Below are 19471 nucleotides of genomic sequence, written 5' to 3'. Positions count from 1 at the left end.
GAAATGGCTGATTTTGCTCAGAATTGGGTATGCCCACATTGTAGCATGCGGCAAACCGGTACAAACGCTGATTTTGATGACAAGAGCAGCACTTTCTACATGACAAAATCAGCCCTTGGTTATATCGGCATCAAGTCAATTGCAGCCTGTTGCGCAAATCCCGACTGTATGATGCCGACGGTTCATGTAACGTTAGGCCAAATGGGTTCTAATGGCGGCAACCGCTACTTCGTTGAAGATGGGACGATAGTGTCGAAAAGACTATTCCCCGATTCCAACGCCAAGGTGTTCCCAGAATACATCCCTCTGCCCCTACGTGAAGACTATGTCGAAGCTTGCAAAATCAGAACGTTGAGCCCCAAAGCATCTGCAACTTTAGCAAGACGCTGTTTGCAAGGGATGATCCGCGATTTTTGTGGCATCTCGAAACCGACACTGTTCAAAGAAATTGCTGAGTTGAAAGACTTGGCGGACAACGGAAACGCTCCCACAGGCGTATCGATAGACAGCGTGGAAGCAATTGACCATATACGGCAAATTGGGAACATTGGTGCACATATGGAAAAAGACATCAACGTTATCGTAGATGTCGAACCCGATGAAGCACAAGTTCTGATCGAATTGATCGAAACGCTGTTCGATGAATGGTATGTCGAGCGCCAAAAACGCAAAGATCGCTTTGCTCGCGTGAAAGAAATTGCAGACGAGAAGGCTGCCCAGAAGAAGTCGTAGAATACATAGGATGGGTGCTCGCACCCATCACTTCATCTTGTGGGCCGGGCTTCAGCCCGGCAATGCGTGCGACACCGGCGACTTTGCCAACATCCGCCGATGAGGCGTATCGAAACCCTTCAATCAATTCGTAGCAAGCGTAGGATGGGGTTTCACCCCATCTCTCACGCAACGATCATATCCGAACACCCGCACGACCTGTTCCCACGTACCAAACCACTTCAATACTCCGACCTCCCAAATGATGGGGTGAAACCCCATCCTACGGCTCTCCAAACGTGCCCTCGGTGACCACACCACTCCATTCCGGATCAACCCGGCCCGCACGAATATCGCGATGGATTGACGAATACGGCCAATCGGTCGGGTGTTCCACCAACCCATGCTTGACCGGATTGCCCCAACAATACGCCATGTGATTGCGGTAATCGCGCTCGTCCCGAATGGCATGTTCCCAAAACCGGCGTTGCCAAATCCCGGCATCCCCTTTCGCGATTTTCGAAGCCGTGCGTAGAGTGGTGGGGTTCCACCCCACCACTCCCGACGCTTTCACCCGACGCGTAAATCGCGCCTTGATCGCACCCCACCGCGTCGAATAATCCGCATCCCCCGGCGGCAGAGTCCAGACCGCGTGCAAATGATCGGGCAACACAACAAACGCATCGCACCAGAATGGCCGCTCCTTCTGTGTCACCGCAAAGGCCGCGCGCAAATGCGCCACTTCGCGTGTCAGCAGGTCGGACGACCGGTCAGCCAGAGAGACGGTGAAGAAGTACTTGGCTCCGGGAATCCGAACGCGCCGATAGTTGCTCATGTCGTGAGGGGATCACGAAGAAGGTTAACGGGTTCTAAAGGCCGGTCACGGGCGCCGAAAGGATAACCCAAGAGCATCGAAACTCGCCAAGACCATAGCCAAACCCATCGGCGGATTCTTGTACAAACCGGACAAATCCCCTTCAAACCTTTGTACAAACCAGACAATCTACCCTTGCCACATCATCGCCCCAATGCCATATCCAAGGGGCTAACGTTTTTCTATTTCGACCCACTGTCTCCGATTCCGGCGCTCAGTCTATCGATACAGACGACGACGCCGGGCTGCCGCAACACCGTGGGCAGCACTAAACAGGAGACAACGGATATGCCCTCAGGCACCGTAAAATGGTTCAACACCACCAAAGGCTATGGCTTTATCGCACCCGAAGATGGCGGCAAGGACATCTTTGTTCACATCTCTGCTGTCGAACGCTCGGGCCTGACCGGTCTGGCCGACAACCAGAAAGTCACATACGAGCTGCGCTCGGGCCGCGATGGCCGTGAGAGCGCCGACAACATCGAGCTCGCATAAGACATTGAAAGGGTGAGGAAATTCCTCACCCTTTTTACATACATCTAACCTGAATTGACCCAAGTTGCCGTGATGGCACTCGCGTGAGATCAATTTTAGGTTATTTTCGCCCTACAATTGACCAAGTTAGCTGTGATTTTGAAACTATAGCTCTGATTATTTTGATCACTTGAAGGGGACACCTCATGTTCACACGCCGCGTATTTATGGCTGGAACAGCTGTCAGTCTGCTGCCGGGCATCGCCCAAGCCAAGAAAAAGAAGGTCGAATACGACCCGACACCACAATTCGTGCGCATCAAAAAGCAATTCCTGCCCGGGCAGTTGCTGGTCGCGCCGCGTTCCTTCTATCTGTACTACGTGACCGAACCGCGCAAAGCGGTCAGATATGGTTGTGGTGTGGGCAAAGCCGGGCTCGAATTCACCGGCACGGCCACCATCGACGTCAAGAAGGAATGGCCCACATGGCGGCCGACAAATGAGATGATCGAGCGCGACCCCGTCGCCTATGCCAAGTTCAAAGACAACGACTATGTGCAGCCGGGCGGTGGTGACAATCCGCTGGGTGCGCGGGCGCTGTACCTGTTCCAGAATGGCGTCGACACCTATTTCCGCATTCACGGCACGACGCAGCCACAGACCATCGGTCATGCAGTTTCAAACGGCTGCATCCGGATGTTGAACGAGCATGTGATCGACCTGTATAACCGGGTTCCCATCGGTACCGTTGTCACGGTCGTCTGAGCTACGCTCAGGGCGCGGACCAGTCAACATCCGTGGCCTCAGCAATATGCAGGCGCCCTTCGGGCCAGGGCTGTGCCAGCGTCTGTGCCTGCTCTTCTGACCCGGTGAGCCAGATGTTGATGTCGGCCTTGTCCAGGATGACGCCCATCCGGTGATGGATCGGCTCAACATCTTTGTTCGGCGCACAGGTCACCGTTGCGAACTGGTCAATTTGCATCCCACCCGGTGCAGTCCACCTGTCTGTGATCGCTGCGAAATACAGGGGCGCGCCGTCGGACGGAGCGATACGCCACGCGGTTTTGCGGCGCTTCTCTCCGGTCCATTCATACCAGCCATCCACAGGGACAACCGCGCGGCCAACGCCATCGAAAGCGCTTTTGTCGAACACGGTTTCTGATCGGGCATTGATAATTGTCTCCATCACCGGACGCCCACGGGCGTTCACGCGACCAACGGGAATCATGCCCCACCGCATCGACGACCAGCCATCGGCGGTCAGCACCATCATACTCTGCCCCGGCTGTATGTTTCTGCGCGGCGGCTGTGCGTCGGGCGGCGCGTCGATACCCAAATGCCGCGCGATGTCGGCGATAGGTGTGGTCAGAAAGAACCGTCCGGGCATATCCGCCTCCTAGTCGTTGGCCCTGTCCACCAGTTCCAGCACTGACGGACCCAAAGCCTGAACAATCAGTGCCACGCCACCCGCATTGGGGTGGATGCCATCAGGCTGCATCAACCGGGCAACCGCTGCGGGATCTCCATTTGCTTCGAGCCCTTTGAAGAAACTGTCGGCGAACAGCGTTCCATACTGCTGCGCCAGTTCGGGATACATGGCATCAAACGCTTGTTTATAATCGGGGCCGTAGTTACCCGGAGCTTGCATGCCGATCAGCAGCACTTCGACATTCGCTGCCTCTGCCGCAACAAGTATCTCTTCCAGATTAGCGCGCGACACCGCAGGGTCGATTCCGCGCAACAGGTCATTCCCGCCCAAAGCGACAATCATGGCGTCTGTGTCCGGGGTCAGCGTCCATGCGACCCGTGCCGCGCCGCCCGCCGTTGTGTCCCCCGACACACCGGCATTGATCAGCTGGACATCCGCGCCCTGCTCTTGCAGCCAACGGTCCAACTGGGGCACAAATCCATCTTCCGCGATCAGCCCATAGCCTTGCGTCAACGAATCTCCCAGGGCCGCGATCACAACCGGCTCTGCTGTGGCGGCAAAGCCGCAACATACAAACAGCCCTGACATCAGAGCCTTGCGCAATGTATGAACCACTCCATATCCCAATTGACAACATCCCTTCGGAAAGACTGATGACAACACCTGTTCTGGACCTCCAAAATGCCGCATTGTCGCTGGATGGCAATGCAGGTCGCGTCGAAATCTTGCACGACATTCATTTGCAGGTGAATCAGGGCGAGACGTTGGGCCTGATCGGACCCTCCGGTTCAGGCAAGTCGTCATTGCTGATGCTGATGGGCGGGCTTGAGCAGGCCACGGGGGGCAGTGTTATGGCGCTGGGGCGCAATCTGACCTCGATGGGGGAGGATGATCTGGCGCGATTTCGGCGTGACACGATGGGCGTGGTGTTTCAGAACTTTCACCTGATCCCCACCATGACGGCATTAGAGAATGTCGCGACGCCGTTGGAATTGGCCGGTCACAAAGACGCGTTTGAACGCGCCGGGGCCGAGTTGGAGGCCGTGGGCCTGTCGCATCGTCGCGACCACTATCCGGCGCAGCTGTCCGGCGGCGAGCAGCAGCGTGTCGCATTGGCCCGCGCGTCGGCACCGCGCCCGCAGATCCTGTTGGCGGATGAGCCGACGGGCAATCTGGATGAAACAACCGGCGCGGCCATTGTTGATCTGTTGTTTGGTCTGCGGGACCGCCATGGCGCAACGCTGGTGCTGGTTACGCACAGCCATACGCTGGCGCGTAAATGCGACCGTGTCGTGCGGTTGCGCGACGGTCGCATTGACGCGCAGCCAGAGCGCGAGGCAGCCGAATGAGCCTGCGACTGGCCGGACGGCTGGCCCGGCGTGAACTGCGCGGCGGCTTACGCGGGTTTCGCATTTTCCTAGCCTGCCTTGCTCTAGGCGTTGCCGCCATCGCCGCCGTGGGGTCGGTCCGCTATGCAATTCAGACCGGCTTGGCAAAGGAGGGCGCATCACTGCTGGGTGGCGATGCGCAATTGGAATTCACCTACCGCTTTGCCGATGACGACGAACGTGCCTGGATGGAGAACACCGCGCTGGATTTGTCCGAGGTGGTCGATTTCCGATCCATGGCCGTCATTCAGCAAGGCAACGACACCCAGCGCGCGCTGACACAGGTCAAAGCCGTCGATGATGCCTATCCGTTGCGCGGTTCTGTGACCCTACAGCCCGAGATGCCCTTGTCCGAGGCGCTGGATGGCCGCGACGGGCTGCCGGGCGCGGTCATGGCCCCGTTGTTGATCGATCGCTTCGATCTTGAAATCGGGGATCGCTTTGCGCTTGGGACACAGGATTTCGTCCTGACGGCAGCCCTGCTGCACGAGCCGGACGGGGCCGCCGATGGGTTTGCGCTGGGGCCGCGCACACTGCTGCGCACGCGCGATTTGCAAGCGTCTGGCCTACTGGAACCGGGCACTTTGTTTTCCACCAAGTACCGGCTAAGCCTGCCCGAGAATACCGATCTTGCCCGGCTGGCTTCCGAGGCGGGCAGTGCTTTTGATGGCACCGGAATGCGCTGGACCGATGCGCGCAACGGCGCGCCCGGTATCGCGGAATTTGTCGGGCGCCTTAGCGCCTTTCTGATTCTGGTTGGCTTGTCCGGGCTTGTGGTGGGCGGCATCGGCGTTTCGGCGGCGGTGCGCGCGTATCTGTCTCAAAAAACAGAAACCATCGCGACCCTGCGTACGCTGGGTGCGGATCGGGCAACGATTTTTCAGACCTATCTGATCCAGATCGGTATCCTGTCCTGCATCGGCATCGTGATCGGCATCGCACTGGGCGGTCTGGCCCCGCTGATGCTGGCCCCGGTGATCGAGGCGCGCCTGCCCGTCCCTGCCGTATTCTCGATCTACCCGCAGCCCCTTGCCGAGGCCGCGCTCTATGGACTGCTGACCGCCTTTCTTTTCACCCTCTGGCCCCTTGCCCGCACCGAAGAGGTGCGCGCCGCCACCCTGATGCGCGATGCCCTGTCATCGGCGCGGCGCATCCCGCGCCTGACCTGTGTCTTCGCCACCGCCCTTGGGCTGGCCCTGCTGGTCGCCGCCGCCGCATGGTTCAGCGGTTCGACATGGCTGACCCTATGGACGACTGGCGGGTTGGCGGGCGCTTTGCTTGTGCTGTCTCTTGCGGCTGTTGCCGTGCGGTGGCTGGCCTGCGCCGGGATTTCTTCGGTACGCGGGCACCCGGCCTTGCGCTGGGCGCTTGCGGCGATCTCGGACACGCGTGAGGGTGCGGCGTCGGTGGTCTTGTCTCTGGGTCTGGGGCTTTCGGTCCTGGCAGCGGTTGGGCAAATCGACGGGACGCTGCGCAATGCCATCTCGGGGAACCTGCCGGATGTGGCCCCGTCGTATTTCTTTGTCGATATCCAAAAGGACCAGATGCCCGGCTTTCTCCAGCGGCTGGAAAACGACCCCGCAGTCAGCCGGATCGAAAGCGCCCCGATGCTGCGGGGCATCATCACGCAGATCAACGGGCAAGCTGCGCGTGACGTGGCGGGGGATCACTGGGTGCTGGAGGGCGACAGGGGTGTGACCTATTCGGTTAAGCCTCCCGATAACACGCGCATCACCCAAGGCACATGGTGGCCTGAGGACTATACAGGCCTACCGCAGGTCAGCTTTGCCGCTGAAGAGGCCGCAGAAATGGGTCTGAAGCTGGGCGATGTGTTAACGGTGAACATCCTTGGCCGGGATATCACGGCACAGCTGACGTCGCTTCGCGAGGTTGATTTTTCGACCGCCGGTATGGGGTTCATCATGTCAATGAACCCGTCCGCCCTGTCCGGCGCGCCGCACAGTTTCATTGCAACGGTCTATGCCGAAGAACAAGCCGAAGCCGCGATCCTGCGCGATCTGGGTGGGCAATATCCCAACCTGACCGCCATCCGTGTGCGGGATGCCATTGACCGCGTGTCGGGCCTGCTGGCGGGTCTGGCCTCGGCCACCTCATACGGGGCCGGGGTTTCGCTGCTGACCGGATTTCTGGTCCTGATCGGCGCCGCGGCAGCGGGCGAACCGGCCCGGCGATACGAGGCGGCCATCCTCAAGACATTGGGCGCAGATCGGCGGCGCATCTTGCTCAGCTTTGCCCTGCGCGCCATTCTGCTGGGGGCGGCCGCTGGCTGTATTGCGCTGTTCACCGGCATCCTCGGCGGATGGGCCGTGGCCACCTATATCTTTGAGACGGATTTCGCCGTCATATGGTCATCGGCCCTGATCATCATCCTTGCCGGTGTCATTGTCACGCTGCTTGCAGGGCTGGCCTTTGCGCTGCGCCCACTCTCGGTCCGGCCGGCCCGTATCCTGCGGGCCAGCGACTGAGATCAGCGGACGCAGGCCACCGGCTGCAGCAGCTTCATCAACTGGTCATTGTCGCACACCAGCGCATCCAGCGTGATGTCGTCCAGCGAGGCATAAAACACCTCGGCCGCGTCGCGCAGCGCCAGCCGCAGGCGACATCCCTCGGTCAGAGGGCAGGTATTGTCGGCGTCAGCAAAGCATTCGACCATGGGCAAATTGCCCTCGACATGACGAAAGACCGAGCCGATCCGTATCTGATCCGCAGCGCGCGCCAGCGCCATGCCGCCGTTGCGGCCACGCTGTGTGCTCAGATAGTTCAGCTGGCTCAGCTGATTGATGACCTGCGCCAGATGATTTTCCGAGATGTTGCAGACTTCGGCGATCTCGGATTTTGTCACCAGCCGGTCCGGATGCGCGGCGCAATACATCAGCAACCGCACGGCGATGTTCGTCCGTTTCGTAATCCGCATGGGACCCTCCCAAGTTTCAAGATGCTGCCTTATTGCATGTCTGGCTAAAAACCTGTTTGACATACATCAATCGGCTGAAAGGGCGCGACAGGACATGGCAGACCCCTATTTCTTTGGCTATGGCAGCCTGGTGAACCTTGCGACGCATGATTTCCCCGATCCGCGTCCGGCAACGCTGAAGGGATGGCGGCGGGCGTGGCGGCATACGGATTTGCGGCCGGTTGCCTTTTTGACCGCCGTGCCTGATCCCACATCCGAAATCGAAGGCATGATCGCCCATGTGCCCAAGGACGACTGGGGCGCACTGGACGAACGGGAATGGGCCTATGACCGGGTGCCCGCGACCCAATCCGTGGACCACCCGCTGACACATGATGTCGAAATCGCCGTTTATGCCGTGCCGCAGAGCCGTTGCGCAGCGCCGGATACACGCCACCCGCTTGTGCTCAGCTACATAGATGTCGTGATACAGGGCTATCTGCGCGCCTTTGGCCCCGACGGCGTTGACAGGTTTTTCGCGACCACCGACGGCTGGGAAGCCCCCATTTTGAATGACAGGGCTGCGCCCCGCTATCCCCGTCATCAGCAGCTAACGCCTGCCGAAACCGAATTGGTGGATGACCGGCTGCGCCGTGTTTCGGCGCGCATCTTGCAAACCGGTTAACTGAAAAAGGCAGGCGCATTGCCTGCCTCATTCAAAACTTGGGATTTTGCGCACAGGCGTGATCAGCCGCGCGCGCGGATCACTTGCAGCAAAGGCAACAGGGCCGCCATTTCCGGGCCCCGCTCCATCCCCGTCAGCGCCTTGCGCAGCGGCATGAACAGGCCCTTGCCCTTGCGGCCGGTGGCCTCTTTCACGGCTTTGGTCCAAGCACCCCAGCTTTCGCCGTCAAACGGGCCTTCGGGCAGCAGCGCCATGGCCGCCGCGATAAAGTCGCGGTCTTCGTCTGCAACCAGCGGCTCTGCCCCATCGCGGCACAGCTCCCACCAGCCTTTGAGATCAGCCAGCGTGGTGATGTTCTCGCGCGCCATGGTCCAGAAGGCTTCAGCCAGATCAGCCGGAACACCAGCCTCGGCAACCGCGTCGGCGACATCCGCCAGTGACAGAGATTGCAGATGCTTTGCGGTCAGCGGGAACAGGTCCTGAACATCGAATTTGGTGGGTGCTGCGCCAAAGCGACCGATATCGAACCCGTCGATCAGCTCGGCCATATCGGTGCGCAGCTCAACCGGGTCAGAGGACCCAAGACGCGCCATCAAGCTCAACAGCGCCATCGGCTGCACACCCTGCTCACGCAGATCGCGCAGTGCCAGCGTCCCCAGACGTTTCGACAATGCCTCGCCCTGCGGACCGGTCAGCAGTGAATGGTGCGCAAAACGCGGACAGGTGCCGCCCAGCGCCTCGATGATCTGGATCTGCGTGGCGGTGTTGGTCACATGGTCCGAGCCGCGCACCACATCGGTCACGCCCATCTCGGTATCATCCACCACAGACGCAATCGTATAGAGAACCTGCCCGTCCCCCCGGATCAGCACCGGGTCGGACACCGAGGCCGCATCGATCGAGATGTCGCCCAGAATGCCGTCGGTCCACTCAATCCGTTCGTGATCCAGCTTGAACCGCCAGACGCCGCTGCCACGCTCGGCGCGCAGGGCCTCTTTCTCAGCCTCCGACAGGCTGAGCGCCGCGCGGTCATAGACCGGCGGCTTGCCCATGTTCAGCTGCTTTTTGCGCTTGAGGTCCAGCTCGGTCGGTGTTTCGAACGCCTCATAAAACCGGCCCATCTCGCGCAGCTTGTCGGCGGCTTCGGCATAGCGGTCCAGACGATCCGACTGACGCTCGACCTTGTCCCAATGCAGGCCCAACCACTCCAGATCCTGTTTGATGGCATCGACATATTCTTCTTTCGAGCGCTCGGGATCGGTGTCGTCGATACGCAGGATGAACGTGCCGCCCGCCTTGCGGGCGATCAGATAGTTCATAAGTGCGGTGCGCAGGTTGCCCACATGGATATAACCGGTGGGCGACGGGGCAAAACGGGTGGTGGTCATGGGTGTCTCCTGTTGGCGCGGCTCATGTCACAGGACGGACGATTTGTCCAGCAGAGCCATTCAGGTCGGCTCAACCGGCCATTGCCTGTTCAGATCCTCAAGCCCGGCGCGAATAAGCTCGGACAAAACGTCTGTATCGATATCGGCCAGCTTGTTCACATAGAGGCAGGATTTGCCCAGCTTGTGCTTACCCAGACGCTTGAGGATATCTTCGAAATCAATATAGCCGGGCATGATATAGATCGACAGCGCCGCCTTGCGCGGGGAAAAGCCGGTGGCCAGGAAATCGCCCGTGCGCCCAGATTTGTATTGATAGTGATAGCAGCCATAGCCCACAATCGACGCCCCCCACATGACAGGCGCAAACCCCGTCACCCTGCAAAAGAGCGCATCAAGCGTCTGCGCATCAGCCGCCTTTCCTGGCGGCTCGACACCTGACAAAAAGCGCTCGACACTTTGGCCGGTTGGAACGGTTTTATTCTCTGATCGCGACATGAACAAAAATTAACACGCATTGTTCATCCCCGCAGCCCATATCTCGGGTGTATAAACTGGCCAGAGACTCGCGCCGACCTATTTCCACCAAAGGTGTTCTGACAGGGAGAACCACAATGACCATCAAACTGACACGCCGCGCGGCACTGGGTTCCGCAGCCGCATTGCCCTTTGCCGCTGCTGCGACGCCCCTTCTGGCCGCAGGCAAGGAAACCAAGGCGCACTCGACCGTTGCCAGATCATTTCAGCTGGGCGATTTCACGGTCACCACGCTGCTGGACGGCAGCCTGCCCCGCGACGGCGCGCAGGAGATCTTTGGTGGCGGGGCTTCGGACGAAGAATTCGCTCAGGTCTCGGCTGACAACTTTATCTCGCCCGATGTGGCGCAATTCTTCTTTACCCCGACGCTGGTCAACACCGGGTCAGAGCTGATCCTGTTCGACACCGGGCTTGGGCAGGGCGGCATCCAGACCGCGCTGGCAGATGCAAATGTCGCGCCGACAGATGTCGATGTGGTGGTTATCACCCATATGCACCCCGACCATATCGGCGGCATGATGACCGATGGCGCGCCAACTTTTGCCAATGCGCGCTATGTGACCGCGGCGCCCGAGTATGATTTCTGGGCCGCGCAGGAGGCCGGCAACCGCGTCGGCGATCTGGTAGCCTCGAACGTGACGCCCCTGGCCGAAAAGATGAGCTTTGTCGAAGATGGGGGCGATGTCGCCTCGGGCGTGACCGCCATGGCCGCATTCGGGCACACGCCAGGCCATATGGTTTACCATCTGGAAAGCAACGGTCAGCGTCTGATCCTGACGGCTGATCTGGCCAACCACTATGTCTGGTCCTTCGCGCACCCGGAATGGGAGGTCCGCTTTGACATGGACAAGGCTGCCGCCACAGCGTCGCGCCGCAATGTGCTGGGCCTGCTGGCAGCAGACAAGGTCCCGATGATCGGTTATCACATGCCCTTCCCTGGCGCAGGCTATGTCGAGACACGCGGGGACGGGTTCCGCTTTGTCCCGGTCAGCTATCAGATGATGGGCTGAGCCCTTTCAATAGCCGGGGTCCGGCCGTATCTTGGAGCCGTCGTTAAAACGCGACAGTCTGAACGCGGCCGGATCAACGCATGGCGAGGCCTGCGTCACCAGATCGGCAACCAGCCGCCCCGCACCCGGACCTATTCCAAACCCATGTCCGGAAAACCCGGTCGCGATGGTCAGACCGGGTATTTCATCAACACCGGAGATCACCGGAATAGCGTCAGGCGTGACATCAATCATACCCGCCCAGCTTTGAATGATCTCGGTCTGGCGCAACGCCGGAAAGGCCTTGCAAGCGTTGGCCCATGATCGGCGCAGTGCTTTTTGCGAGGGCTCTGGATCCAGAACGCGGCAATGTTCAAACGGGGTTACGTCGGTTGGCAGCCATGTACGGTCATGACCTGCCTCGGCCCACCAGCGCGAGGATAAACGAAACCGCAAAGACCGCCATTCCTGCGCAAAAGCCGGAAGAAATTGCCGGGCCAAACGAAAGCTGTCGGGCACAATATCATATGTGTTCTGATCAGCCGATGCGATCGTATATCCGCCATCCGCGCGCCGTCGGATGGCAAAATCGGCAACCCATAGCGCGGCCTCAGGCCCCTGCTCTGCCGGTGAGGTGCGCAGGGCTGTATTCAGTACCTTGAGCTGTGGCAATGCAATCCCGGCATTCCCTGCAAACAGGCGCGACCAGGCCCCTGCCGCCAATACCACCTGACCGCAGGCGACGCGGCCGCGCTCGGTGAACACTCCCGCCACGCGACCGGCCTGCATGTCGAGGCTGCGCACCGCGCATGCGGTCATGATGACAGCCCCCCTGTCCCGCGCCGCCTCGGCCATGGCGGGTGCCGCCCATTGCGGTTCCGCGCGACCGTCCTGCGGCATGTAGAGTGCGTCCGACAATCCCAATTCGTTGTCCGGCAAAAGCGCGGCCAAATCACGGCCCGACACCATACATGCGCCGGTCTGCAGGCCATCGAGGTTTTTTAGCCACCGCCGCAGCGGGTCAGCCTGCCGCCCCGTTGCACCAAACAGAATGCCTGACTGAACATAGCCGGTTTTGCGACCAATCCGCTCATCTAGATCCTGCCAGATTCGGATCGCCTGTTGCATCAAAGGAATTTCGCGCGGGTCCCGCATCCCCAGCCGCACCCAACCCCAATTGCGCGCGCTTTGTTCCCCCGCGATCTGACCCTTTTCGCACAGCAGAACCGACAGGCCACGCTCGGCCAGTTCAAGGCTGGTGGCTGCGCCTATGATGCCGCCCCCTATGACGACGACATCCACGGATTTTGGAAGGTTAAGGTCGGCTTCGACAGGGTTCGGTTTTGGGCCGGGCATCAACCGCTCGTCTTACATTGCTTGGACCACAAGAATGCGAAAGCCCGTGGAACAGGCAATGGAGAACGGCAGTTTGTCCGGCAAAATCTGCGACCTGTGGCCAATGCGCCAAAATCGCGCGTCGCGCCAGTTTTCAGATAGAGTTGTCGGGCTTAGGCAGCGCCAGAGAACTCAGCCCATTTCTGACGGAGGATCGCAGCGACACCGCTATCCTGCCGCGCATCCTGCTCGGCAATATTTTCCTGCGCTGCTAACTTGGGAAACTCGGACCGACCCGGTTGCTCGGGATCTGAGGCGTTCTGATCAGCCTCAGCATCGCCCAGAATTGCAGCGATTGCTGCATCCAAACGCGTTTCATCAAATTCGCGCGCAGGAGATTCCATCGTCTTCAGCCTCATCGGAGCGTGAAGCGGTCTATCGTAGTCGTTAACCATTTGATCACCAAAACCCTTACCAAGCATCAACAAAAAGATGCACCACCAGAAATCTTCAGTTCCAGCGCAGTACGAAATGGCTCAACCCACCCAATCGCAATGCGTTCATCCTGCCCCAACAAAATAAGGCAGGACTGGTCCCGAATTATGGCGAGAAAATGTCACGCATGCAAGCCAGCTCTGACCGAGATGCGGCAGACAGCAGAGGCACCGGAAACAATGAGGGATATAAAGTTATTATTGAACTCCAATTACGTACAATCAGAGAAGATCGCCGCCGCTGATCCGTCCCTTCAGATCAAAATCGCCCGGAAAGAGCAGATGTTCAGCCCGGGTCGCGCCAGCGATTCACGATTGGATAGCGTCGATCCAGCCAGAACGCGCGGCTGGTCAGGCGGGTACCGGGCGCGGACTGAAAGCGCTTGTATTCACTGATATAAATGAGATGTTCGACCCTGCGCGCATCAGCCTCATCATATCCGGCAGCAACGCAATCGGCGATCGAGCCGTCCTGATCGACAAGTATCTCAAGCAGCGCATCCAGAATCGGATAGTCCGGCAGGCTGTCGCTGTCTTTCTGATCGGCACGCAGCTCGGCACTTGGAGGTTTGTCGATGACCGTCGGGCGAATGACCTCGCCATCCGGCCCTTTCATCCAGTCGCGGTGATTCGCATTGCGCCAACGGCAGGTTTCAAACACGCGGGTTTTGTACAGGTCCTTGATCGGGTTGTAGCCCCCGTTCATGTCGCCATAGATCGTGGCATATCCCACCGCGACCTCGGATTTGTTGCCGGTGGTCAGCAGCATCTCGCCAAACTTATTTGAGATCGCCATCAGCAGCAGGCCGCGCAGACGGGACTGGATATTCTCTTCGGTCAGATCTTCGTCACGCCCTGCAAACAAAGGGGCCAGTGTGTCGGTAACCGCCGCACGGCTTTCAGAGATCGGCACATAGTCGTAATGCACGCCCAGCGCCTTTGCCACAGCCTCGGCATCTTCCAAAGAAGCGGCCGAGGTGTATTCCGAAGGCAGCATCACGCAGCGCATATTATCGGCCCCGATGGCATCGACGGCGATGGCCGTAACCAGCGCGGAATCAACGCCGCCAGACAGGCCAAGCACGGCCTTCCCAAAACCGGTCTTTGCCATATAGTCGCGCAGGGATTGCACCATCGCGCGGTAATCCTGTTCCCACTCATCCGGCTGGGGCACGATCTCGGCGGGAAGAATGCGCCAGCCGTCGTCTCCCTGCTCCAAATCGACATGGGTGACCGCCTCGTCAAACACGGGCATCCGGAATGCAAGCTCACCGCCCGGGTTCAGACCAAAGGTTCCGCCGTCAAAGACCTGATCGTCCTGACCGCCGACCATGTTCAGATAAATCAATGGCAGCCCGGTTTCGACAACCCGCGCTACCATATGGTTCAGCCGGACATCATATTTGTTGCGGAAATAGGGCGAGCCGTTGGGGATCAGCAGGAACTCTGCCCCCGATTCCTCGAGCGTTTCAGCCACGTCTTCATGCCAGCCATCTTCGCAGATCGGGCTGCCGATCCGAGTATTGCCAACCGCATAAGGCCCGCCCAGCGGACCGGCGTCATACAACCTGATCTCATCAAACACGGTTTCATTAGGCAGGTGATGCTTGAGGGTCTTGCTGGCAACTTTGCCGCCGTTAAGGATCAGATAGGCATTAAACAGCTTATCGCCCTCAACCCACGGGCCGCCTATGGCCAGCGCAGGCCCGTCGGCGCATTTGACGGCCAGCGCTTCGACTGCCTGTATTGCGGCGCGATGAAAGGACGGCTTCTGGATAAGATCCTGCGTATTATAGCCGGTCACAAACATCTCAGGCAGGGCCACCAGATCGGCATTTGCCGCGCGGCCCTGTTCCCAGGCCGCGAATGCTTTGGCTGCGTTACCCTCAATATCCCCCACAATGGGGTTGAGTTGCGCCAGCGAGATACGGAAACGATTGGCCATTTTGCCCTCTTACCGTCGTCAGTTCATAGGGGATTTAGCAGATCACAGCGCGAGTAAAAGGCAAATGCGGCAAAACACGTTGCTCTGCCCAAAGCGGTGTCCTAGTTTTGCGCAAACGCACGAAATCAATGACGACCCGGCGGGCAGGAACGAGCATGAGTGTATTTCGCAAATCAATTGCCGCAGCCGCATTTGGCTTGGCAGCACAGGTTTCTCTGGCACAGGACGGGCAGGTCATCGTCAAAGATGATGATGTGGGTGGTGTCTATGAGGGGACGTTCGAAAACGGTCTAAGGCACGGGACCGGCACCTATCGTCTGCCAAACGGCTTCGAATACTCAGGCGAATGGGTCGAAGGCGAGATTCGCGGTCAGGGCGTTGCCCGCTATGCCAACGGCTCTGTCTATGAGGGCACATTTGCGAATGGGCAACCCGACGGCAAAGGCAAGGTGACCTTTGCCGATGGCGGCACCTACGAAGGGGAATGGTCTGCAGGGGCGGTTAACGGAACCGGCATCGCGGAATATGCAAATGGCGTGCGCTATGAAGGCGGGTTCAAAGATGCCCAGCGCCACGGTCAGGGGATCATGAAAAACCCCAGCGGCTATATCTATGAAGGCGGCTGGGTGGACGGTGTCCAGCAGGGAACCGCCAAGATCACCTATTCCGACGGCAGCACCTATGAAGGCGACATCGCGTCGGGTCAGCGCCACGGCAAAGGCGATCAGGTGATGTCAGACGGCATGACCTATTCCGGGGACTGGGCCGAAGATCGCATGACCGGGTCCGGGCGTCTGACACAGGCCAACGGTGACGTCTACGAAGGCGAAATGATCGATGGCCGCCGTCAGGGCAAAGGCAAGGCAACCTATTCCAACGGCGCCGTGTACGAGGGCGATTTCGCCGATGATCAGCGTCATGGTCAGGGGACGTTCACCGGAGCGGATGGCTATGTCTACTCGGGCGCTTGGACCCAGGGTCAGATCGAAGGGCTGGGCGAGGCCAATTATCCCGACGGGTCGGTCTATACCGGCGATTTCAGCGCCGATCTGCCCGAAGGCAAGGGCCGGATCACCTATCCCGATGGATCGACATATGAAGGCGACTGGGTTGCCGGCATCATCGAAGGGAAAGGCGTGTCCACCTACACGGACGGGACGGTCTATGATGGCCAGTTCCGCAACGCGCGCTCGCATGGGCAAGGGACCCTGACCCGCGCGGATGGCCAGCGATACGAGGGCGACTGGGTGGATGGGATCCGGCAAGGTAAGGGAAAAACCACCTATCCCGATGGCACAGTCTATACCGGCGATTTCGCCGCCGGGCAGCGTCACGGTCAGGGCCAGGTCGTGATGTCAAACGGGTTTGAATATTCCGGGGAATGGGCCGAAGGAAAGATCACCGGCACCGGAGTTGCCTCATACACAAATGGCAACGTGTATGAGGGCAGCTTTGTCAATGGCAAGCGACAGGGCAATGGTACGATGCGCTATGCCGATGGTCAGGAGGCCAGCGGCGTATGGGAGGACGGGACACTCTCAACCGAAAACCAGCCGGAACCCGACGCCGCCGAGGCAGCGCAGACAGCCGAACCAGAGGCTGCGTCTGAAAGTGAACCAGCCGCCGCGCCTGAAAACGCGCCCGCCGAAACCACTGCTGAAGAAGAAACCTCGGACAACTAAGGCCCTCTCACCAGGCGACGTTCTTCCCCGCCCAGTCAAAGAACTGGCCGGTATCTGCAACCTGCAACCCATCGATGACGGTCAGCAGGTTTTCAGCCGCCTCATCCGGTGCAACGGCCGGGTGCCGCCCCAGATACTTTTGGGTCAGGGCCGTTTTGACCGTCCCCGGATGGAGCGCCACGCAGATCGTTTCCTTATGCGTGCGCCCAAGTTCGATTGCGGTTGTCCGCACAATCTGGTTGAGCGCCGCTTTGGCCGCGCGGTAGCTGACCCAGCCGCCCATGCGATTGTCCGAAATCGACCCCACCCGCGCAGACAGCACGGCGACAACCGACCGACCGGTACGCGGCAGCAGTCTAGGCGCATGTTTCAGCACAAGGGCGGGCCCTAACGCATTCAGAGCCATCTGCGCCATCATCGCACTGGCAGACAAGGCACGCAGGGTCTTTTCCGGCCCCACCCCGTCAATCTCAAGCGCGCCGCTGGCCACAAGGATCAGATCGAAGGGACCCGTCTGGTTGCTCAAGATCTGGTCGACGGCTTCGGGGTCTGTCAGGTCCAGCCGATGTTCTGACCGCGACAAAGGGGTTACATCCACGTGCCGCCGCTCAAGCCGGTCGCAAACCGCCCGACCGATGCCGCCCGTCGCCCCTATAATCAACGCTGATTTCATCTTGCTTCCCCCAATCGGGCAGTTTCCCGGGCCCATCTATGATGGCTCGAATACGGGTGATACGCACACACACGCATTTTGGTTCTTTTCATTCCCGGCGGGCTGAGTATAAACTCCGCTTCATGATCAACCACGCAGATATCCCTTTTGCCGACACCGCCTTTCGCGGTGCGTCGCTGCGTGGCCTACTGATCCTAATCCGCCTCTGAGCGTGCCATCCGGCGCACCCGCTCAGAGGAGGACGCCCGCGCGCCAAAGGCATTAGGACAGAAGAAGAAAGAGATTCCCATGACAAACGTGACCGACCAAGACCGCGTCTTGATCTTTGATACCACTTTGCGCGACGGCGAGCAGAGCCCCGGCGCCACCATGACCCATGACGAAAAGCTTGAGATTGCAGAGCTGCTGGACGAGATGGGCGTCGACATTATCGAGGCCGGTTTCCCCATCGCATCCGAGGGTGATTTCAAGGCCGTTACCGAGATCGCACAACGCTCGAAAAACAGCCGTATCTGCGGTTTGGCGCGGGCCAATATCGCCGATATTGATCGCTGCTGGGAAGCCGTGAAACATGCCGGGAAAAGCCGTATTCACACCTTTATCGGCACGTCGCCGCTGCACCGCGCCATTCCGAACCTGACACAGGATGAGATGGCTCAGAAGATCCACGAAACGGTCAGCCATGCGCGCAACCTGTGCGAAAACGTGCAATGGTCGCCAATGGATGCGACGCGGACCGAATGGGACTATCTGTGCCGCGTGATCGAGATCGCGATCAAGGCTGGCGCATCGACGATCAATATTCCTGACACCGTTGGCTACACTGCTCCGATGGAGTCCGCAGATCTGATCAAACGTCTGATCGAAACGGTTCCGGGCGCGGATGAGGTGGTCTTTGCCACCCATTGCCACAACGATCTGGGCATGGCGACCGCGAACTCTCTGGCCGCCGTCGCGGGAGGCGCGCGTCAGATAGAATGCACCATCAACGGCCTCGGTGAGCGTGCCGGCAACACGGCGTTGGAAGAAGTGGTGATGGCCTTGCGCACGCGCAATGACATCATGCCGTGGCACACGGGCATCGACACCACCAAGATCATGCATATCTCGCGTCGCGTGGCGACGGTGTCGGGCTTCAACGTGCAGTTCAACAAGGCCATCGTCGGCAAGAACGCCTTTGCCCATGAAAGCGGCATCCATCAGGATGGCATGCTGAAGAACCGCGAAAACTTCGAGATCATGCGCCCCGAGGATATCGGCCTGTCCGGCACCTCTCTGCCCTTGGGCAAGCACTCGGGCCGCGCTGCACTGCGCGACAAGCTTGAAACGTTGGGCTTTGATGTCGGCGACAACCAGCTCAAAGATATCTTTGTGCGATTCAAGGATCTGGCGGATCGCAAGAAAGAAGTGTTCGACGATGACCTCATCGCATTGATGACGCTGGATGAGGACGATGATTATCTGCAGCTTGTGTCGATGAAGGTCACCTGCGGCACCGGCGGTCAGGCCGAAGCCACCGTCGAGCTTGAGGTGGACGGCAAGGATGTCATCGCCACGGAACATGGCGATGGTCCCGTGGATTCAACCTTTCGGGCGATCCGCGCCATCTATCCCAACAAGGCGCATTTGCAGCTGTATCAGGTGCATGCCGTCACCGAAGGAACGGATGCCCAGGCAACTGTTTCCGTCCGGCTGGAAGAGGACGGCATGATCGCCACGGGGCAATCGGCCAATACCGACACGGTCGTGGCCTCTGCCAAGGCCTATATCCATGCGCTGAACCGTCTGATCATGCGCCGGGAAAAGGCCGGTCCGGGCGCCGATGCGCGCGAGATCAGCTACAAGGATCTGACCTGACGGTGGCCCGTGCGAAACCAAAGGCTCCCGCACCCGCGGTTGCCCGGCTTCACCGAACACCCTAGCGGCTTTGGGCCCGGCAGCGCGCCGCAGGCGCGCT

19 protein-coding genes are annotated in these 19471 nt (G+C 59.5%); 9 read left to right on the top strand and 10 right to left on the bottom strand.

What is annotated here, in order from left to right; translation table 11 throughout:
- Nucleotides 1–3 precede the first annotated feature (3 nt).
- Complete coding sequence (locus ACR0I7_RS19235) at nucleotides 4–732, top strand: DUF4145 domain-containing protein (protein ID WP_480513864.1); 729 nt, start codon at nucleotides 4–6, stop codon at nucleotides 730–732.
- 262 nt (nucleotides 733–994) lie between these two features.
- Here the strand turns inward: ACR0I7_RS19235 and ACR0I7_RS19230 are convergent, their stop codons facing one another.
- Complete coding sequence (locus ACR0I7_RS19230) at nucleotides 995–1546, bottom strand: REP-associated tyrosine transposase (RefSeq protein ID WP_480513862.1); 552 nt, start codon at nucleotides 1544–1546, stop codon at nucleotides 995–997.
- 327 nt (nucleotides 1547–1873) lie between these two features.
- On the opposite strand from ACR0I7_RS19230, the gene ACR0I7_RS19225 reads away from it, so the two are divergent.
- Entirely contained in the window at nucleotides 1874–2080 is a 207-nt protein-coding gene (locus ACR0I7_RS19225; protein WP_480513860.1) for a cold-shock protein, read from the top strand.
- A 185-nt stretch (nucleotides 2081–2265) separates the two neighbouring features.
- Entirely contained in the window at nucleotides 2266–2823 is a 558-nt protein-coding gene (locus tag ACR0I7_RS19220; protein ID WP_480513858.1) for a L,D-transpeptidase, read from the top strand.
- A gap of 7 nt (nucleotides 2824–2830) precedes the next feature.
- On the opposite strand, the gene ACR0I7_RS19215 is transcribed toward ACR0I7_RS19220, so the two are convergent.
- Nucleotides 2831–3445, bottom strand: a complete 615-nt coding sequence (locus tag ACR0I7_RS19215) for an SOS response-associated peptidase (protein ID WP_480513856.1) — start codon at nucleotides 3443–3445, stop codon at nucleotides 2831–2833.
- Nucleotides 3446–3454: 9 nt separating this feature from the next.
- Nucleotides 3455–4075, bottom strand: a complete 621-nt coding sequence (locus ACR0I7_RS19210) for an arylesterase (protein ID WP_480513896.1) — start codon at nucleotides 4073–4075, stop codon at nucleotides 3455–3457.
- Nucleotides 4076–4140: 65 nt separating this feature from the next.
- Here ACR0I7_RS19210 and ACR0I7_RS19205 point away from each other — a divergent pair, with 65 nt between their 5' ends.
- Both ACR0I7_RS19205 and ACR0I7_RS19200 read left to right on the top strand, forming a co-directional pair.
- A complete protein-coding gene (locus tag ACR0I7_RS19205; protein ID WP_480513854.1) occupies nucleotides 4141–4836 on the top strand; it encodes an ABC transporter ATP-binding protein in 696 nt (231 codons plus the stop codon).
- Nucleotides 4833–7361 (top strand): ABC transporter permease, encoded by a 2529-nt coding sequence (locus ACR0I7_RS19200; protein ID WP_480513852.1) that lies wholly within the window; start codon nucleotides 4833–4835, stop codon nucleotides 7359–7361. The genes ACR0I7_RS19205 and ACR0I7_RS19200 overlap by 4 nt, the downstream gene beginning before the upstream one ends.
- A 2-nt stretch (nucleotides 7362–7363) precedes the next feature.
- Here the strand turns inward: ACR0I7_RS19200 and ACR0I7_RS19195 are convergent, their stop codons facing one another.
- Nucleotides 7364–7810, bottom strand: a complete 447-nt coding sequence (locus ACR0I7_RS19195) for an RrF2 family transcriptional regulator (RefSeq protein ID WP_480513850.1) — start codon at nucleotides 7808–7810, stop codon at nucleotides 7364–7366.
- A gap of 94 nt (nucleotides 7811–7904) precedes the next feature.
- Here ACR0I7_RS19195 and ACR0I7_RS19190 point away from each other — a divergent pair, with 94 nt between their 5' ends.
- Complete coding sequence (locus ACR0I7_RS19190) at nucleotides 7905–8474, top strand: gamma-glutamylcyclotransferase family protein (protein WP_480513848.1); 570 nt, start codon at nucleotides 7905–7907, stop codon at nucleotides 8472–8474.
- A gap of 62 nt (nucleotides 8475–8536) precedes the next feature.
- Here ACR0I7_RS19190 and gltX read toward each other — a convergent pair whose 3' ends face one another.
- Together gltX and ACR0I7_RS19180 are read right to left on the bottom strand one after the other, a co-directional pair.
- Nucleotides 8537–9862: a glutamate--tRNA ligase gene (gene gltX / locus ACR0I7_RS19185; RefSeq protein WP_480513847.1), complete on the bottom strand. Its 1326-nt coding sequence runs from the start codon at nucleotides 9860–9862 to the stop codon at nucleotides 8537–8539.
- A gap of 60 nt (nucleotides 9863–9922) precedes the next feature.
- Nucleotides 9923–10357, bottom strand: coding sequence for a DUF1801 domain-containing protein (locus tag ACR0I7_RS19180; protein ID WP_480513845.1), 435 nt, complete (start codon nucleotides 10355–10357; stop codon nucleotides 9923–9925).
- 116 nt (nucleotides 10358–10473) lie between these two features.
- On the opposite strand from ACR0I7_RS19180, the gene ACR0I7_RS19175 reads away from it, so the two are divergent.
- Entirely contained in the window at nucleotides 10474–11406 is a 933-nt protein-coding gene (locus ACR0I7_RS19175; RefSeq protein ID WP_480513843.1) for an MBL fold metallo-hydrolase, read from the top strand.
- 6 nt (nucleotides 11407–11412) lie between these two features.
- Here the strand turns inward: ACR0I7_RS19175 and ACR0I7_RS19170 are convergent, their stop codons facing one another.
- The 3 genes from ACR0I7_RS19170 to ACR0I7_RS19160 form a co-directional block, all read right to left on the bottom strand.
- Nucleotides 11413–12741 carry an NAD(P)/FAD-dependent oxidoreductase gene (locus tag ACR0I7_RS19170; RefSeq protein WP_480513841.1) on the bottom strand — a complete coding sequence of 443 codons (1329 nt, stop codon included), beginning with the start codon at nucleotides 12739–12741 and terminating at the stop codon, nucleotides 11413–11415.
- A 152-nt stretch (nucleotides 12742–12893) separates the two neighbouring features.
- Nucleotides 12894–13124 (bottom strand): hypothetical protein, encoded by a 231-nt coding sequence (locus ACR0I7_RS19165; RefSeq protein ID WP_480513839.1) that lies wholly within the window; start codon nucleotides 13122–13124, stop codon nucleotides 12894–12896.
- Nucleotides 13125–13500: 376 nt separating this feature from the next.
- Nucleotides 13501–15159, bottom strand: coding sequence for an NAD+ synthase (locus tag ACR0I7_RS19160; RefSeq protein ID WP_480513837.1), 1659 nt, complete (start codon nucleotides 15157–15159; stop codon nucleotides 13501–13503).
- Between the two features lie 155 nt (nucleotides 15160–15314).
- On the opposite strand from ACR0I7_RS19160, the gene ACR0I7_RS19155 reads away from it, so the two are divergent.
- Nucleotides 15315–16841 (top strand): MORN repeat-containing protein, encoded by a 1527-nt coding sequence (locus ACR0I7_RS19155; protein WP_480513835.1) that lies wholly within the window; start codon nucleotides 15315–15317, stop codon nucleotides 16839–16841.
- Between the two features lie 7 nt (nucleotides 16842–16848).
- Here the strand turns inward: ACR0I7_RS19155 and ACR0I7_RS19150 are convergent, their stop codons facing one another.
- Nucleotides 16849–17514 carry an SDR family NAD(P)-dependent oxidoreductase gene (locus ACR0I7_RS19150; protein ID WP_480513833.1) on the bottom strand — a complete coding sequence of 222 codons (666 nt, stop codon included), beginning with the start codon at nucleotides 17512–17514 and terminating at the stop codon, nucleotides 16849–16851.
- 288 nt (nucleotides 17515–17802) lie between these two features.
- On the opposite strand from ACR0I7_RS19150, the gene ACR0I7_RS19145 reads away from it, so the two are divergent.
- Nucleotides 17803–19371 carry a 2-isopropylmalate synthase gene (locus ACR0I7_RS19145; protein WP_480513831.1) on the top strand — a complete coding sequence of 523 codons (1569 nt, stop codon included), beginning with the start codon at nucleotides 17803–17805 and terminating at the stop codon, nucleotides 19369–19371.
- The last annotated feature ends 100 nt before the right edge of the window (nucleotides 19372–19471 follow it).

The organism is Ruegeria sp. AM1, from assembly GCF_056540745.1.
Note: the sequence above shows the minus strand (reverse complement) of the source record. Positions and strands in the feature narration are given on the sequence as shown.

Excerpts from the sequence above, each read along its gene's own strand:
- ACR0I7_RS19235 (WP_480513864.1), top strand. The coding sequence starts at position 4 with ATGGCTGATTTTGCTCAGAATTGGGTATGCCCACATTGTAGCATGCGG.
- ACR0I7_RS19230 (WP_480513862.1), bottom strand. The coding sequence starts at position 1,546 with ATGAGCAACTATCGGCGCGTTCGGATTCCCGGAGCCAAGTACTTCTTC.
- ACR0I7_RS19225 (WP_480513860.1), top strand. The coding sequence starts at position 1,874 with ATGCCCTCAGGCACCGTAAAATGGTTCAACACCACCAAAGGCTATGGC.
- ACR0I7_RS19220 (WP_480513858.1), top strand. The coding sequence starts at position 2,266 with ATGTTCACACGCCGCGTATTTATGGCTGGAACAGCTGTCAGTCTGCTG.
- ACR0I7_RS19215 (WP_480513856.1), bottom strand. The coding sequence starts at position 3,445 with ATGCCCGGACGGTTCTTTCTGACCACACCTATCGCCGACATCGCGCGG.
- ACR0I7_RS19210 (WP_480513896.1), bottom strand. The coding sequence starts at position 4,075 with ATGTCAGGGCTGTTTGTATGTTGCGGCTTTGCCGCCACAGCAGAGCCG.
- ACR0I7_RS19205 (WP_480513854.1), top strand. The coding sequence starts at position 4,141 with ATGACAACACCTGTTCTGGACCTCCAAAATGCCGCATTGTCGCTGGAT.
- ACR0I7_RS19200 (WP_480513852.1), top strand. The coding sequence starts at position 4,833 with ATGAGCCTGCGACTGGCCGGACGGCTGGCCCGGCGTGAACTGCGCGGC.
- ACR0I7_RS19195 (WP_480513850.1), bottom strand. The coding sequence starts at position 7,810 with ATGCGGATTACGAAACGGACGAACATCGCCGTGCGGTTGCTGATGTAT.
- ACR0I7_RS19190 (WP_480513848.1), top strand. The coding sequence starts at position 7,905 with ATGGCAGACCCCTATTTCTTTGGCTATGGCAGCCTGGTGAACCTTGCG.
- gltX (WP_480513847.1), bottom strand. The coding sequence starts at position 9,862 with ATGACCACCACCCGTTTTGCCCCGTCGCCCACCGGTTATATCCATGTG.
- ACR0I7_RS19180 (WP_480513845.1), bottom strand. The coding sequence starts at position 10,357 with ATGTCGCGATCAGAGAATAAAACCGTTCCAACCGGCCAAAGTGTCGAG.
- ACR0I7_RS19175 (WP_480513843.1), top strand. The coding sequence starts at position 10,474 with ATGACCATCAAACTGACACGCCGCGCGGCACTGGGTTCCGCAGCCGCA.
- ACR0I7_RS19170 (WP_480513841.1), bottom strand. The coding sequence starts at position 12,741 with ATGCCCGGCCCAAAACCGAACCCTGTCGAAGCCGACCTTAACCTTCCA.
- ACR0I7_RS19165 (WP_480513839.1), bottom strand. The coding sequence starts at position 13,124 with ATGGAATCTCCTGCGCGCGAATTTGATGAAACGCGTTTGGATGCAGCA.
- ACR0I7_RS19160 (WP_480513837.1), bottom strand. The coding sequence starts at position 15,159 with ATGGCCAATCGTTTCCGTATCTCGCTGGCGCAACTCAACCCCATTGTG.
- ACR0I7_RS19155 (WP_480513835.1), top strand. The coding sequence starts at position 15,315 with ATGAGTGTATTTCGCAAATCAATTGCCGCAGCCGCATTTGGCTTGGCA.
- ACR0I7_RS19150 (WP_480513833.1), bottom strand. The coding sequence starts at position 17,514 with ATGAAATCAGCGTTGATTATAGGGGCGACGGGCGGCATCGGTCGGGCG.
- ACR0I7_RS19145 (WP_480513831.1), top strand. The coding sequence starts at position 17,803 with ATGACAAACGTGACCGACCAAGACCGCGTCTTGATCTTTGATACCACT.